This window comes from Bradyrhizobium sp. BRP22 (assembly GCF_020194175.1).
Classification (GTDB): Bacteria; Pseudomonadota; Alphaproteobacteria; order Rhizobiales; family Xanthobacteraceae; genus Bradyrhizobium.
On record NZ_JADYVX010000067.1, the window covers coordinates 1 to 14,051 of the forward strand.

Sequence of the window (14,051 nt, forward strand, 5' to 3'; positions counted from 1 at the left end):
AAGACTTCGAAGGCTCTGCTGCCACTGAGCTCGCATGGCTGCTCATCGCCCATCTGAGGCTCCTAATTCGCCGCCTGGCCAGACCTTGAAGACGTCTTACGCTTTTTTGAGTCAGGCTCTGAGGAGCGCGAAACGCGCGTCTCGAAGGATGAGGCCACGGGCGCGGGCCTCATGGTTCGAGACGGCGCGCTGGCGCGCCTCCTCACCATGAGGGTCTGACAGCGGCGCGTGCTAATACGCTTCCTTGGCGTCCGCTTCTTCGCTGGTCTGCACCAGCTCAAGGCTGTGCTCGATCTTGCCGAGCAGTTTTCCGAGCTGTCGTCGCTCCTGCGCGGACAGACATGAAAAAATCTCCTGCTCTCGCCGGAGCAGGCGCGGGATCAGTTCCTCATACAGCGCCTTGCCCTTGCGGGTGAGTTGCAGGCGGAATTCGCGGCGATCGTCGGCATTCTCGACGCGTTCGATGATCTGCCGTTCCATCAGCGCAGTGACGGCACGGCTGATGGTGGACTTATGCGTCCGCGTGCAATCGGCGATGTATTGTGCGCTGCAAGCATCGCGGCGGAAACCGAGCGTTGCCAGCACGCGCCATGAGGGAATGTCGAGCCCGTAGCGCGCCTGATACTCGGCGGAAAGCGCCGAACTCACCTCCGCCGCCAACCGGTTCAGGCGAAACGGCATGAAATGGAAGAGGTCGAGCCTGTTCTTGATCGCCGCGTCGTCCTGCGCTGCGGCCGAATCCAGTTCGGATCGCGTCGCCGCCACATCTTCGCTCGAAACCGATTTCGTCAAAATGCCTCCGCTGGGGAGTTGACGGCAGCACCGTCTGGGGGTTTAAGATCGTTGCACATGAGACTAATTTAACAGGGCCCCGAGGAAGCGACAAGGGTTTGAGTGGATGGTGCAAGCCAGAACCCAGTTCGGCTATCTGAGGCATCCCGACCAGGATCGGGCGGCAGCCGACACGGCTGAATATCCTGTCGTCATCGTCGGCGCCGGCCCGGTGGGATTGTCCCTTGCGATCGATCTCGCCCAGCGCGGGCAGCCCGTGGTGCTGCTCGATGACGCCGACCGGATCGGCGAAGGCTCGCGCGCGATCTGCTTCTCGAAACGCTCGCTGGAATTCTGGGACCGGCTCGGCGTCGGCGAGCGCATGGTCGAGAAGGGCGTGGTGTGGAGCGTCGGCAGGATTTTTCACGGCGACTCCCAGCTCTACCAGTTCAACCTGCTGCCGGAGGACGGCCACAAGCGGCCGGCCTTCATCAACCTGCAGCAATTCTACGCCGAGGCTTATCTCGTCGATCGCGTGCGCGAACTTCCCGCAATCGACCTGCGTTGGCGCAACAAGGTGGTTGGCCTGGAGAGCCGCAATGATGGCGTCGCGTTGACGATCGAGACGCCCGAGGGCGCCTACAGGATCCACGCGGCCTTCGTGATCGCCTGCGATGGTGCGCGCTCGTCCCTGCGCGGCATGGTCGGCGCGGAATTCTCCGGCCAGGTGTTCGAGGATCAGTTCCTGATCGCCGACGTCAAGATGACCGCGGCGTTCCCGACCGAGCGCTGGTTCTGGTTTGATCCGCCGTTCCATGCCGGACGCTCGGCGCTCCTGCACAAGCAGCCCGACGATGTCTGGCGCATCGATCTGCAGCTCCATCCGGACGCGGACCCCGTCCACGAAAAGAAGCCGGAGAATGTGCGGCCGCGGATCGCGCGCATGCTCGGGCATGACAAGTTCGAGTTCGAGTGGATTTCGCTCTACAAATTCCAATGCCGGCGGATGGACAAGTTCATCCACGGCCGCGTGATCTTTGCCGGCGATGCCGCGCACCGGGTCTCGCCGTTCGGTGCGCGCGGCGCCAATTCCGGACTCGAGGACGCCGAGAATCTGTCGTGGAAGCTCGAGCGCGTGCTGCGCGGGATTTCGCCGGAATCGCTGCTCGAGAGCTATCATGTCGAGCGCAGCGCCGCGGCGGACGAGAACATCCGCGAATCCACCCGCTCGACCGATTTCATGGCGCCTGCCTCGCGGCAGGAGGCGCGGCTGCGTCATGCGGCGCTGGCGCTCGCCAAGGAAACCGAATTCGGCAAGCGCATGGTCAATGGTGGCCGGCTGTCGACGCCCTCGATCTACGAGACGCCGCTGTCGACGCCGGATGGCGACATCTGGCGCGGCGGGCCGCGTCCCGGGGCCTCGATGCCTGATGCGCCGATCGCCGCGCGCGACGGCCGCTCGCTGTTCCTGACCGATGCTTTCAGTGGAGGAGGAACGGGATTCACGCTGCTGGAGTTCGGTAATGGCGCAGCAGTGGATGTGCCCGACGGCATCAAGACCATCCGCATCGGTGGCGATGATGGTTTTGCGGATGCCGCAGGTCTCGTTGGCAAACGTTATGACGCCGAGCCCGGCTCCGCCTATCTGCTGCGGCCCGATGGCTATGTCGCCGCGCGCTTCCGTCACCCGTCGCGGCCGCTGCTTGAAGCAGCGCTGGCGCGGGCGTCAGGCTTCAACTGAGGTTTGCCATGACGCTGTCGACCAGCTCGAACTTTGCAAAACCCGACGACGCCTTCCGCGCCATCGTCGAGGCGCATCGCGGCCTGACGGAGGCCCAAAGCGCCGATCTCGACGCCGCGCTGGTGCTCGTGCTCGCCAATCATATCGGCGACATCGACGTGCTGCGCGAGGCGATCGCGCTCGCCAAGCGGCGGATGCTGGAGGCGAACCAGCAGCAACAACAGCAGCAGCAATAACGAGGACACCCGATGGCCAAAGGCTTTGCGTCCACCACGGATCTCGCGGAGAAGAAGATCACCTTCTCCGAGATCGGCAGCGATCTCTACGCCTTCACCGCCGAGGGCGATCCGAACACCGCCGTCATCGTCGGTGATGATGGCTGCCTGGTGTTCGACGCGCAAGCGACGCCGGCAATGGCGAACAAGGTGATCGAGCGCGTGCGCACCGTGACCGACAAGCCGATCAAATATGTCGTGCTGTCGCATTATCACGCCGTGCGAGTGCTCGGGGCCTCTGCCTACAAGGCGCAGGGCATCGTCGCCTCGCAGGAGACCTACCGCCTGATCGAGGAGCGCGGCCAGCAGGATTGGGATTCGGAGTATGGCCGTTTCCCGCGCCTGTTCCAGGATGCGCAGAGCATTCCCGGCCTGACCTGGCCGACGCTCACCTTCGAGGGCGAGATGTCGATCTATCTCGGCAAGCGCGAGGTGCGGCTGATGCAGCTTGGCGCCGGCCATACCTCCGGCGACATCGTCGCCTGGGTGCCGGATGCGGAAGTGATGTTCTCCGGCGACCTCATCGAATATCACTCGGCCTGCTATTGCGGCGATGCGCATTTGCGCGAGTGGCCGATGACGCTGAACGAGATCCGCGCCTTCAATCCCAAGGCGGTCGCGCCCGGACGTGGCGACGCACTGAACGGCGTTGCCACGGTGCGCGAGGCGATCGCGATGACGCGCGACTTCGTCACGACGCTTTACGGCGCAGCCGAGGCGTCGGTGGCAAAAGGGCGCACGCTGAAGGAGACGATGGCGGCGACGCGCGAGGTGATGGACCCGAAATTCTCGACCTTCGCGATCTACGAGCACTGCCTGCCGTTCAACGTCTCGCGCGCCTATGACGAGGCGTCCGGAATAGACGATCCCGTGATCTGGACCGACAAGCGCGACCGCGAAATGTGGGCCGCTTTGCAAGGAGGAGGATGACCATGAACATCAACACCTCGCCCGATACGATCGCGAAAAGCTCCGCGCAAATCACGCCGGGTTACATGTCCGGCTTCGGCAACAGTTTCGAGACCGAGGCCCTGCCGCGCGCGCTGCCGGTCGGCCGCAACTCGCCGCAGCGCTGCGCCTACGGGCTCTATGCCGAGCAGCTCTCCGGCTCGCCCTTCACCGCGCCGCGCGGCGCCAACGAGCGCTCCTGGCTCTACCGTATTCGCCCGTCGGTGAAGCATTCCGGGCGGTTTGCAAAAGTCGATGCCGGGCTGTGGCGCACCGCCCCCTGCCACGAATACGAGATGCCGATCGCGCAGCTCCGCTGGAATCCGGCGCTGATCCCGCAGCAGGAGCAGACCTTCCTGCAGGGCGTGCAGACCATGACCACGGCCGGCGACGCCAACACGCAGGCCGGCATGGCAGCGCATGTCTATCTGATCACCAAATCGATGGTGGACCAGCATTTCTACAATGCCGATGGCGAGATGATGTTCGTGCTGCAGGAGGGCAATCTGCGCCTCGTCACCGAGTTCGGCCGCATCGATGCCGAGCCGGGCGAGATCGTGGTGATTCCGCGCGGCGTGAAATTCCGCGCCGAGATTCCGAACGGCCCCGCGCGCGGCTATCTCTGCGAGAACTATGGCGGCGCCTTCACGCTGCCGGAGCGCGGCCCGATCGGCGCCAATTGCCTGGCCAATTCGCGCGACTTCCTGACGCCGGTGGCTAGCTACGAAGACAAGGACACGCCGACCGAGCTCTACGTCAAATGGGGTGGCTCGCTCTGGAAGACGACGCTGCCGCATTCGCCGATCGACGTGGTCGCCTGGCACGGCAACTATGCGCCGTACAAATACGATCTGCGCACCTTCTCGCCGGTCGGCGCGATCGCGTTCGATCATCCCGACCCATCGATCTTCACGGTCCTGACCTCGCCGTCGGAGACCGCCGGCACCGCGAATATCGACTTCGTCATCTTCCCGGAGCGCTGGATGGTGGCGGAGAACACGTTCCGTCCGCCATGGTATCATATGAACATCATGTCGGAATTCATGGGCCTGATCTACGGCGTCTACGATGCCAAGCCGCAGGGCTTCGTCCCCGGCGGCATCTCGCTTCACAACTGCATGCTGCCGCACGGCCCCGACCGCGAGGCCTTCGATCACGCCAGGAACAGCGAGTTGAAGCCGGTGAAGCTCACGGGCACCATGGCCTTCATGTTCGAGACCCGCTTCCCGCAGCGCGTCACCGAATTCGCGGCGAAGTCGGCGACGCTGCAGGACGACTATGCCGATTGCTGGAAGGGACTGGAGAAGCGGTTCGATCCAAGCAGGCCCTGACTCCTGTCATTCCGGGGCGCGACGAAGTCGCGAGCTCGGAATCCATTCCTCCACCGGCTCCTGCGGCCAAATGGATTCCGGGCCTGCGCCTTGCGGCGCATCCCGGAATGACGAAGGATAGCGCGTCGAAACATTCGGCAGGAAATCATGTCTCACCCCAACGATCCAAAGCTCCGCTCCTTCATCGACGTCGATCCCGCGTCCGATTTCCCGATCCAGAATCTCCCCTACGGGGTGTTCTCGGCCAAGGACGGTCTTGCTCCGCGCATCGGCGTGGCGATCGGCGACTACGTGCTCGATCTCTGGCAGTTGGCACAAGACTGCCGCATCGATGTGGTCGAGCCCGCGGTGTTCGCCGCGTCCTCGCTCAACCCGTTCATGTCGCTCGGTCCAGCGGTCTGGTCGCGCACCCGCGCCCGCATCAGCGAATTGCTGCGTCACGACCATCCCGAGCTGCGCGACAATGAACGCCTGCGCCGGCGCGCGCTGGTACCGATGGCCGACGTGAAGCTACATCTGCCGATCATGGTCGCAGGCTACACCGACTTCTATTCGTCGAGGGAGCACGCCACCAATGTCGGCGTCATGTTCCGTGGCAAGGACAATGCGCTGCAGCCGAACTGGCTGTACATGCCGATCGGCTATAATGGCCGCGCCTCGACGGTCGTCGTCAGCGGCACGAAGGTACGCCGGCCGCGCGGCCAGTTGAAGCCGCCAGGCGTGGAGGTGCCGAGCTTCGGTCCGTGCAAGCGGCTCGATTTCGAGCTCGAGATGGGTGTCGTGGTCGGCCAGCCGTCGGCAATGGGTGAGATGCTCAACGAGAGGCAGGCCGAAGAGATGATCTTCGGCTTCGTGATCCTCAACGACTGGAGCGCCCGCGACATCCAGCAATGGGAGTATGTTCCGCTCGGTCCATTTCAGGCCAAGGCCTTTGCGACCTCGATCAGCCCGTGGGTGGTCACGCGCGAGGCGCTGGAGCCGTTCCGCCTGCAAGGGCCGACACAGGAGCCGATGCCGCTCCCTTATTTGCGCCAGACCCGGCCGAACAATTACGATCTGACGCTCGACGTTGCCCTGCGTGCCTCAGGGATGAACGAGCCGGCACGGATCTGCCGCACCAATTTCAAATACATGTACTGGTCTTCGGTGCAGCAATTGGTGCACCACGCCTCCTCCGGTTGCGCCATGAATGTCGGCGATCTCTTGGGCAGCGGCACCATCTCCGGCCCGGAGAAAGACCAGCGCGGCAGTCTCTTGGAGCTAAGCTGGAACGGCACCGAACCGGTTGAACTCGCCGGCGGCGTCAAGCGCTCCTTCCTCGAAGACGGCGATTCGCTCGTCATGCGCGGCTGGTGCCAGGGCGACGGCTACCGTGTTGGGTTTGGCGAGGTGGAGGGGAAGATTCTGCCGGCGGAATAACCTCGCCGTCATTGCGAGGAGCGAAGCGACGAAGCAATCCATCTCTCCTCGCGCGCGCGGAGAGATGGATTACTTCGCTTTGCTCGCAATGACGATGTTGGCAGCTTCAGCGCTGTTCCGGCGGAATGTCGCGCAGTCTTGCTGAATGTGCGGCGATGTCATCCAGGCCGTACTTCAAATGCACCCGCTTCTCCGACGGCGTTTGCTTCGCTGCACACACGCCCGTGCGCCATTCCTGCGACGGCCTGATCGGCCGCGGCGCGAAGCCGCCGCCGCAGTTCGGGCAGACGTTGAATAGTTTATGCTCCACGCAATCGGCACAGAAGGTGCATTCGTAAGAGCAGATCATCGCGTCCGTGGCGTTCGGCGGCAGATTCTTGTCGCAATATTCGCAGTTCGGTCGCAGTTGCAGCGCCATGGCCATCTCTCAGGATGAAGCGAAACACATCATCGCAAAGTCGCTTCGAAATTCGAATGACGGAATTCCCTCGATTTGCGCCACACTATTTGCCTAGCGTCTTCAGCGGAAGTTTCGCGCTCTCCTTCAGCCTGTCCAGCACGATCGAGGAGCGCACATGGGCAACGCTCTGGTGCGGCATCAGCACATTGTTGACGATGTCGGACAGGCTCTTGAGGTCGCGCAGCACCGCCTTCAGGAGATAGTCGGCGTCCCCGGTCAAGGAATAGGCCTCCTGGATCGCGTCGACGCGGCTGACCAGCTCGCGGAATTTCTTCGCATTGTCGGGAGAGTGCGTCGCCAGCGTGATCTGGATGAAGGCGATCAGCTCGAAGCCGAGAGCCTCGCCGGCGAGGTCGGCGTGATAGCCCGAGATCACCTTCTCCTCCTCCAGCCGCATCCGCCGCCGCGAGCATTGCGAGGCCGACAGACCGATGAGATCGGCGAGCTGCTGGTTGGTCAGGCGGCCATCGTCCTGCAGCGCGGCCAGGATCTTGAGATCGAACGTATCCAACTGGATCATGCGCCATCTGCCGCTGTGATGCACGGATTGTGCATAATGATAGCCTATCGCGCGTCATTTTGCATACACCTTGCGGCCCCGGCGGCCGAAATTTGGTCAACCCAGGTCCAGGGAGGAATCGCAATGGGTCCGTTTCCGCACGATGCGCCGCCGGCCGAGATCACGGCCGACAATCCAATGGGCACGGATGGTTTCGAGTTCGTCGAATATGCTCATCCGAATCCGGAAGAATTGCACCGCCTGTTCAAGCTGATGGGCTATGTGCCGGTCGCCCGTCACAAGACGAAGAAGATCACTGTCTATCGCCAGGGCGACATCAACTATCTCGTCAATGAGGAGCCAGGCACGCATGGCCATGACTTCGTCGCGGCGCATGGGCCGTGCGCGCCGTCGATGGCATTCCGCGTGGTCGATGCCAGGCGTGCCTATGAGCGCGCGCTGTCGCTCGGCGCGGAGCCAGCCGACATTGCCGCGCAGAAGACGCTCGACGTTCCTGCGATCAAGGGTATCGGCGGCAGCCTGCTCTATCTGGTCGATCGCTACGGCGCGAAGGGCTCGGCCTATGATCTCGAATTCGAATGGCTGGCCGAAAAAGACCCGAGGCCTGCAGGCTCGGGACTCTATTACATCGATCACCTCACCCACAACGTCCATCGCGGCCGCATGGATGTCTGGACCGGCTTCTACGCAACGCTGTTCAACTTCCGCCAGATCCGCTTCTTCGACATCGAGGGGCGCGCCTCCGGCTTGTTCTCGCGGGCGTTGACCAGTCCGGACGGCAAGATCCGGATCCCGATCAACGAGGACGCGGGAGATTCCGGGCAGATCGAGGAATATCTGAACGTCTATCGCGGCGAAGGCATCCAGCACATCGCCTGCGGCGCGGGCGACATCCATCGGACCATCGAGATGCTGCGCGAGGCCGGCCTGCCGTTCATGCCGTCACCGCCCGACACCTATTTCGAGAAGATCGACAGGCGCCTGCCCGGGCATGGCGAGGAGGTCACACGGCTGCAGAAGAATGGCATCCTGATCGATGGCGAGGGCGTGGTCGATGGCGGCCAGACCAAGGTGCTGCTGCAGATCTTCTCGGCCAATGCGATCGGGCCGATCTTCTTCGAATTCATCCAGCGCAAGGGCGACGACGGATTCGGCGAAGGCAATTTCAAGGCTTTGTTCGAATCGATCGAGGAAGACCAGATCCGCCGCGGCGTGCTGAAGGTGGATGACGCGGCGTAAATTCGCAAGCCGTCATTGCGAGCGCAGTGAAGCAATCCCTCGTTCCGCTTGTGGGCGTGGATTGCTTCGTCGCTTTCGCTCCTCGCAATGACGAGTGTGGAGCTATTCGCGGGCCTTCCAGGCGCTCAGGACATCGCCGAGATCGGCGGTTACCGCATCCCTGATCGCCGATGGCGTCCGCGAGAAGCGTGGCGCGGGCGCCGGCTGCGTCACGCCATGACGCTCGACGAACACTTCGCGCGCAGCCATGTGCGGATGTTTCGGGGCTTCCGCCATGGTCAGGATCGGCGCGAAGCAGATGTCGGTGCCTTCCATGATCTTGCACCACTCCTCGCGCGTCTTGCTCTTGAATATCTCGGTGAGCTTCTGCTTCAGCGCCGGCCAGGCCTTGCGGTCCATCTGGGCGTCGAACTCGGCCCCGCTGAGGCCGGCGTGCTTGCGCAGCAGCGCGTAGAATTGCGGTTCGATCGAACCGATCGAGATGAAATGGCCGCAAGCGCATTCGTAGACGCCGTAGAAATGCGCGCCGCCGTCGAGCATATTCTGGTCGCGTCCCTCCACCCAGCGGCCGTTGGCGGCGAGATCAAAGAACATCGACATCAGCGAGGCCGCGCCGTCGCACATTGCAGTATCGACCACCTGGCCCTTGCCGGATCTCGATGCCTCCAGCAGCGCAGCGAGCACGCCGACCACGAGGTAGAGCGCGCCGCCACCGAAATCGCCGACGAGGTTGAGCGGCGGCACCGGCTTCTCTTTGGTGCCGATCGCGGCCAGTGCGCCGGTGATCGAGATGTAGTTGATGTCGTGGCCTGCCGCGTTCGCGAGCGGGCCTTGCTGGCCCCAGCCGGTCATGCGGCCATAGACCAGCTTGGGGTTGCGCGCGAGCACGACGTCGGGCCCGAGGCCAAGCCGCTCCATCACGCCGGGACGAAAGCCCTCGATCAGTGCATCGGCATTGGCGAGAAGGTCGAGCACCTGCGCGACCGCAGTCTTGTCCTTGAGGTCGAGTTCGACGACCTTGCGCCCGCGCGTCGAAACGCCCTTGAGATTCTTGCCGGCGCCGACGCGGTCAAGGGTGATGACCTCGGCGCCCATATCTGCCAGCATCATGCAGGCGAATGGCCCCGGACCGATGCCGGCGAATTCGACGATGCGAAAGCCGGCGAGCGGGCCGGAGGCGCGGACAGCGGATTGGGGAGCGGGTTTGTCGAGCACGTTTCCATCCGTTTTTAATTAGGCGATTAGCTAAATTGTCGGGCGATCTGTCCGATCTGGCAAGCGCTTTTTCGGAAAGACCTTCGCCGAAAATGGAACGGCGCGCATCGCTGCGCGCCGTTTGCATGGATGGAGGGTAGGATGTTCTGGATCAGCCCGCCGCCGTCACCGCGCGCTGCGCCATCACCTTGATGAGGTTGGCGCGGTAGTCGGCGGAGCCGTGGATGTCGCTGAGCAATCCGGCGGACGGAATTTGCAGGCTGTCGAGCGCGGCTGCCGACCAGTTCGCCTTCAGCGCCGCCTCGACCGCGCCAACGCGCATGACGCCGCTTTGCGACGCGCCGGTTGCTGCGACGCGCACGTCACCGGATTTGGTCGTGGCGACGAACACGCCGGTCAGCGCAAAGCGCGAGGCAGGATGCGGGAATTTGGCATAGCCCGCCTTGGCCGGAATCGGGAAGGACACGGCTGTGATGATCTCGCCGTCTTCCAGCGCAGTCGAAAACAGGCCCTGGAAGAAATCGTCTGCCGCGATTGCGCGCTTGTTGGTCTTGATCGTGGCCCCGAGTCCCAGCACTGCGGCCGGGTAATCGGCGGCGGGATCGTTGTTGGCGAGCGAGCCACCGATCGTGCCGCGATGGCGCACAGCGGGGTCGCCGATCAGCGAGGCGAGATAGGCGACCGCAGGGATCGCCTTTTGCGCCGCGCTGCTCTGCGCCACGTCATGATGCGGCGTCGCCGCCTTGATCGTCAGCGTGTCGGCGGTCGCTTCCACGCCGATCAGTTCCTTGATCTTGCCGAGGTCGATGACGTCAGACGGCGAGGCGAGCCGCTGCTTCATCACGGGGATCAGCGTGTGGCCGCCAGCGAGATATTTCGGCTCCTCACCTTTGGCGAACAGGGCTGCGGCTTCGTCGACCGATGAAGCGCGATGATAGGTGGTCTCGTACATGATGCGCTCCTCTCAACCGTGAACGGCATGCCAGACGCGATCGGGTGTCGCCGGCATCTCCAACTTGTTGTTGCCGATCGCATCCGTGATCGCATTGATCACGGCGGCGGATGCGCCGATAGCGCCGGCCTCGCCGCAACCCTTGACGCCGAGCGGATTGCCCGGACATAGCGTCGTGGTGTGCGAGATCTGGAACGACGGCAGATCGTCGGCGCGCGGCATGGTGTAGTCCATGAAGGATGCCGTGACCGGCTGGCCGTTGCTGTCGTAAACCGCGCCCTCGAGCAGCGCCTGGCCGATGCCCTGGGCCAGTCCGCCATGGACCTGGCCGGCGACGACCATCGGATTGATCAGCCGTCCAAAGTCATCCGCCGCAACGAAGTTGACGAATGAGGTCTTGCCGGTCGTCGGATCGACTTCCAGTTCGCAGATATAGGCGCCGGCCGGGAAGGTGAAGTTGGTGGGATCGTAGAATGCCGTCTCCTTCAACCCCGGCTCCATGCCGTCAGGCAGATTGTGCGCGGTATAGGCCGCGAGCGCGACCATCGGCAGCGCGATCGACTTGTCGGTGCCGGTGACCTTGAACTCGCCGTTCTCGATCACGATGTCGTTCTCGGAAGCTTCCAGCGCGTGCGCTGCGATCTTCTTGGCCTTGGCCTCGACCTTTTCCATCGCCTTCACGATGGCCGCGCCACCGACCGCGATCGAGCGCGAGCCGTAGGTACCCATGCCGAACTGCACCTTGTCAGTATCGCCATGGACGATCGAGACTTGGCTGATGGGAACTCCGAGGCGCTCGGCGATGATCTGGCAGAAGGTGGTCTCGTGGCTCTGGCCGTGGCTATGCGTACCGGTCAGCACTTCGATGGTGCCGACCGGATTGACGCGGATTTCAGCCGATTCCCAGAGCCCGACGCCGGCACCGAGGCTGCCAACCGCCTTTGACGGCGCAATCCCGCAGGCTTCGATGTAGCAGGAGACACCGATGCCGCGCAGCTTGCCGTCGGCTTTGGCCTTCGCCTTGCGTGCCGGGAAGCCTTCGTAGTCGATCGCTTTCATCGCGGCGTTGATCGAGGCATGGAAGTCGCCGGTGTCATAGGTCATGATGACAGGCGTTTGGTATGGGAACTGGGTGATGAAATTCTTCTTCCGCAGTTCCGTCGGATCGACCTTCAATTGCCGCGCCGCGGTCTCCATCATCCGCTCGAGCAGATAGCTCGCCTCCGGACGGCCCGCGCCGCGATAGGCGTCGACCGGCGTGGTGTTGGTATAGACGCCCATCACCTCCGCATAGATCGAGGGGATGACATATTGTCCTGACAGCAGCGTCGCATAGAGATAGGTCGGCACCGCCGAGGAGAACAGCGACATGTAGGCGCCGAAATTGGCGTAGGTCTTCACGCGGAGAGCAAGGATCTTGTTGTCCTTGTCGAACGCCATCTCGGCCTTCGAGACATGGTCGCGGCCATGTGCATCGGTGAGGAAAGCCTCGGAGCGGTCGCCGGTCCACTTCACCGGGCGGCCGGTCTTCTTGGAGGCCCACAGCGCCACCATCTCCTCGGGGTAGATGTAGATCTTGGAGCCGAAGCCGCCGCCAACGTCGGGCGCGATCACGCGGAGCTTGTGCTCGGGCGCGATGTTATAGAAGGCCGACAGCACGAGACGGGCGACGTGCGGGTTCTGCGAGGTCGTGTAGAGCGTGAAATGCTCCTCCGCCTCGTCATATTGCGCAATTGCCGAGCGCGGCTCCATCGCGTTCGGCACCAGGCGGTTGTTGGTGAGCTCCAGCGTCACCACATTCGCGGCCTTGCTGAAGGCGTCCTTGACCGCGGCCTCGTCGCCGAGATGCCAGTCATAGACCACGTTGCCCGGCGCTTCCGGGTGCAGTTGCGGCGCGCCCGGCTTGAGCGCGGCCTTGATATCGGGCACCACCGGCAGCTCTTCATACTCGACCACCACGGCTTCCGCGGCGTCGCGGGCCTGGTTCTTGGTCTCGGCGATCACGACTGCAACCGCCTGCCCGACGAAGCGCACGGTCTCCGGCGCCATCGCCGGCCACGCGCCCATCTTCATCGGCGAGCCGTCCTTCGAGGTGATGGCCCAGCCGCAGATCAGGTTGCCCACCTTGTCGTCGACGAGCTGCTGCCCGGTGAGCACGGCGATCACACCGGGCTTTTGCAAGGCTTCCGCTGAATCGATGCTCTTCACCTTGGCGTGGGCGTGCGGGCTGCGGATGAAATGGGCATAAGTCATGCCCACCAGTTTGATGTCGTCGACGTACCGACCCTTGCCGGTGATGAAACGGCGGTCTTCCTTGCGGACGACGCTTGCGCCAATGCCTTCGATGCCCATTGTGAAATCCTCCCGACCGGAGATGTGATGTCCCGCCGCTTCCATCGAAGCCCGGCGTTTGACGAAGAGACGATGACCGCAGCGGCTATTCCGCCGCCTGCGCGACCTTCATGCGGCCGGCGGCGTCCAGGACCGCCTTGACGATGTTGTGGTAGCCGGTGCAGCGGCAGATATTGCCTTCCAGCTCGTGGCGGACAGTCGCCTCGTCGAGCTCCCCGCCATAGCGGTGGACGATATCGATCGCCGACATGATCATCCCCGGCGTGCAGTAGCCGCATTGCAGGCCGTGGTTGTCCCGGAACGCCGCCTGCATCGGGTGCAACTCGTCGCCTTTGGCGATGCCTTCGATGGTGGTGACGCTCGAGCCCGCCGCCTGGCCTGCCAGCACGGTGCAGGATTTCACCGCTCGCCCGTCAATATGGACGACACAGGCGCCGCACTGGCTCGTATCGCAGCCGACATGGGTGCCGGTCAGGTTCAGGTTTTCGCGCAGGAGATGGACGAGGAGGGTTCGGTCCTCGACGTCGACGGATACCGCTTTGCCGTTTACCGTCAGCTTGACTGTAGACACGCGTCGTTCCTCCGGATGCTTTTAATTATTCCAATTAGAAACAGCGGCGAGGAACTTGGCAACAAGGATTTTGGCTACCTTTGTCACGGCCATGACATCGCGATGTGGGTGCCGGAAGGAGGCTTCACAACCTCTCCGAAATGTCTGCCGAATTTACTAGCTCTTATCCATTGTGCCCTAATTTTGCGCGACGGGTCCGGGCAACGCTTTCCGGGCGCCGCTTGTTTTCAGAATGAAGACGGGGGTTGGGGTGGGAC

14 protein-coding genes and 1 pseudogene are annotated in these 14,051 nt (G+C 63.2%); 8 read left to right on the forward strand and 7 right to left on the reverse strand.

Annotated elements, in window-relative coordinates:
• Nucleotides 1-89 (forward strand): annotated as a pseudogene (locus I6F35_RS38410) (IS5/IS1182 family transposase); the annotation flags it as partial.
• A 142-nt stretch (nucleotides 90-231) separates the two neighbouring features.
• On the opposite strand, the gene I6F35_RS38415 reads toward I6F35_RS38410, so the two are convergent.
• On the reverse strand, nucleotides 232-681 hold the full coding sequence (locus I6F35_RS38415; protein ID WP_225122803.1) for a MarR family transcriptional regulator: 450 nt from the start codon (nucleotides 679-681) through the stop codon (nucleotides 232-234).
• 217 nt (nucleotides 682-898) lie between these two features.
• On the opposite strand from I6F35_RS38415, the gene I6F35_RS38420 reads away from it, so the two are divergent.
• The 5 genes from I6F35_RS38420 to fahA all read left to right on the forward strand — a co-directional run bounded on the left by I6F35_RS38420 (nucleotide 899) and on the right by fahA (nucleotide 6,485).
• A complete protein-coding gene (locus I6F35_RS38420) occupies nucleotides 899-2,512 on the forward strand; it encodes an FAD-dependent oxidoreductase (RefSeq protein WP_225122790.1) in 1,614 nt (537 codons plus the stop codon).
• Between the two features lie 8 nt (nucleotides 2,513-2,520).
• The gene (locus I6F35_RS38425; RefSeq protein WP_225122791.1) at nucleotides 2,521-2,748 is read left to right on the forward strand and encodes a DUF2783 domain-containing protein; all 228 of its coding nucleotides are present in this window, start codon (nucleotides 2,521-2,523) and stop codon (nucleotides 2,746-2,748) included.
• A gap of 12 nt (nucleotides 2,749-2,760) precedes the next feature.
• On the forward strand, nucleotides 2,761-3,717 hold the full coding sequence (locus I6F35_RS38430; RefSeq protein WP_225122792.1) for an MBL fold metallo-hydrolase: 957 nt from the start codon (nucleotides 2,761-2,763) through the stop codon (nucleotides 3,715-3,717).
• A 2-nt stretch (nucleotides 3,718-3,719) separates the two neighbouring features.
• Nucleotides 3,720-5,066 (forward strand): homogentisate 1,2-dioxygenase, encoded by a 1,347-nt coding sequence (gene hmgA, locus I6F35_RS38435; RefSeq protein ID WP_225122793.1) that lies wholly within the window; start codon nucleotides 3,720-3,722, stop codon nucleotides 5,064-5,066.
• Between the two features lie 147 nt (nucleotides 5,067-5,213).
• Entirely contained in the window at nucleotides 5,214-6,485 is a 1,272-nt protein-coding gene (fahA, locus tag I6F35_RS38440; protein WP_225122794.1) for a fumarylacetoacetase, read from the forward strand.
• 106 nt (nucleotides 6,486-6,591) lie between these two features.
• Here the strand turns inward: fahA and I6F35_RS38445 are convergent, their stop codons facing one another.
• Nucleotides 6,592-6,903: a DUF1272 domain-containing protein gene (locus I6F35_RS38445; protein WP_225122795.1), complete on the reverse strand. Its 312-nt coding sequence runs from the start codon at nucleotides 6,901-6,903 to the stop codon at nucleotides 6,592-6,594.
• An 85-nt stretch (nucleotides 6,904-6,988) separates the two neighbouring features.
• Nucleotides 6,989-7,465 (reverse strand): Lrp/AsnC family transcriptional regulator, encoded by a 477-nt coding sequence (locus I6F35_RS38450; RefSeq protein WP_225122796.1) that lies wholly within the window; start codon nucleotides 7,463-7,465, stop codon nucleotides 6,989-6,991.
• A gap of 123 nt (nucleotides 7,466-7,588) precedes the next feature.
• Between I6F35_RS38450 and hppD the strand changes: the two genes are divergently transcribed.
• Entirely contained in the window at nucleotides 7,589-8,704 is a 1,116-nt protein-coding gene (gene hppD / locus I6F35_RS38455; protein WP_225122797.1) for a 4-hydroxyphenylpyruvate dioxygenase, read from the forward strand.
• Between the two features lie 102 nt (nucleotides 8,705-8,806).
• Here hppD and I6F35_RS38460 read toward each other — a convergent pair whose 3' ends face one another.
• The 4 genes from I6F35_RS38460 to I6F35_RS38475 all read right to left on the reverse strand — a co-directional run bounded on the left by I6F35_RS38460 (nucleotide 8,807) and on the right by I6F35_RS38475 (nucleotide 13,794).
• Nucleotides 8,807-9,919, reverse strand: a complete 1,113-nt coding sequence (locus tag I6F35_RS38460; RefSeq protein WP_225122798.1) for a CaiB/BaiF CoA-transferase family protein — start codon at nucleotides 9,917-9,919, stop codon at nucleotides 8,807-8,809.
• Between the two features lie 151 nt (nucleotides 9,920-10,070).
• Nucleotides 10,071-10,871 carry a xanthine dehydrogenase family protein subunit M gene (locus I6F35_RS38465; RefSeq protein ID WP_225122799.1) on the reverse strand — a complete coding sequence of 267 codons (801 nt, stop codon included), beginning with the start codon at nucleotides 10,869-10,871 and terminating at the stop codon, nucleotides 10,071-10,073.
• Nucleotides 10,872-10,883: 12 nt separating this feature from the next.
• On the reverse strand, nucleotides 10,884-13,223 hold the full coding sequence (locus I6F35_RS38470) for a xanthine dehydrogenase family protein molybdopterin-binding subunit (protein WP_225122800.1): 2,340 nt from the start codon (nucleotides 13,221-13,223) through the stop codon (nucleotides 10,884-10,886).
• An 85-nt stretch (nucleotides 13,224-13,308) separates the two neighbouring features.
• On the reverse strand, nucleotides 13,309-13,794 hold the full coding sequence (locus tag I6F35_RS38475) for a (2Fe-2S)-binding protein (protein WP_225122801.1): 486 nt from the start codon (nucleotides 13,792-13,794) through the stop codon (nucleotides 13,309-13,311).
• 15 nt (nucleotides 13,795-13,809) lie between these two features.
• On the opposite strand from I6F35_RS38475, the gene I6F35_RS38480 reads away from it, so the two are divergent.
• Nucleotides 13,810-14,051, forward strand: a 242-nt coding sequence (locus I6F35_RS38480) for a hypothetical protein (protein WP_225122802.1), incomplete at its 3' end; no start/stop codon positions are given.

Excerpts from the sequence above, each read along its gene's own strand:
- hmgA (WP_225122793.1), top strand. The coding sequence starts at position 3,720 with ATGAACATCAACACCTCGCCCGATACGATCGCGAAAAGCTCCGCGCAA.
- I6F35_RS38450 (WP_225122796.1), bottom strand. The coding sequence starts at position 7,465 with ATGATCCAGTTGGATACGTTCGATCTCAAGATCCTGGCCGCGCTGCAG.
- I6F35_RS38430 (WP_225122792.1), top strand. The coding sequence starts at position 2,761 with ATGGCCAAAGGCTTTGCGTCCACCACGGATCTCGCGGAGAAGAAGATC.
- I6F35_RS38445 (WP_225122795.1), bottom strand. The coding sequence starts at position 6,903 with ATGGCGCTGCAACTGCGACCGAACTGCGAATATTGCGACAAGAATCTG.
- I6F35_RS38415 (WP_225122803.1), bottom strand. The coding sequence starts at position 681 with ATGCCGTTTCGCCTGAACCGGTTGGCGGCGGAGGTGAGTTCGGCGCTT.
- I6F35_RS38420 (WP_225122790.1), top strand. The coding sequence starts at position 899 with ATGGTGCAAGCCAGAACCCAGTTCGGCTATCTGAGGCATCCCGACCAG.
- fahA (WP_225122794.1), top strand. The coding sequence starts at position 5,214 with ATGTCTCACCCCAACGATCCAAAGCTCCGCTCCTTCATCGACGTCGAT.
- hppD (WP_225122797.1), top strand. The coding sequence starts at position 7,589 with ATGGGTCCGTTTCCGCACGATGCGCCGCCGGCCGAGATCACGGCCGAC.
- I6F35_RS38465 (WP_225122799.1), bottom strand. The coding sequence starts at position 10,871 with ATGTACGAGACCACCTATCATCGCGCTTCATCGGTCGACGAAGCCGCA.
- I6F35_RS38425 (WP_225122791.1), top strand. The coding sequence starts at position 2,521 with ATGACGCTGTCGACCAGCTCGAACTTTGCAAAACCCGACGACGCCTTC.
- I6F35_RS38470 (WP_225122800.1), bottom strand. The coding sequence starts at position 13,223 with ATGGGCATCGAAGGCATTGGCGCAAGCGTCGTCCGCAAGGAAGACCGC.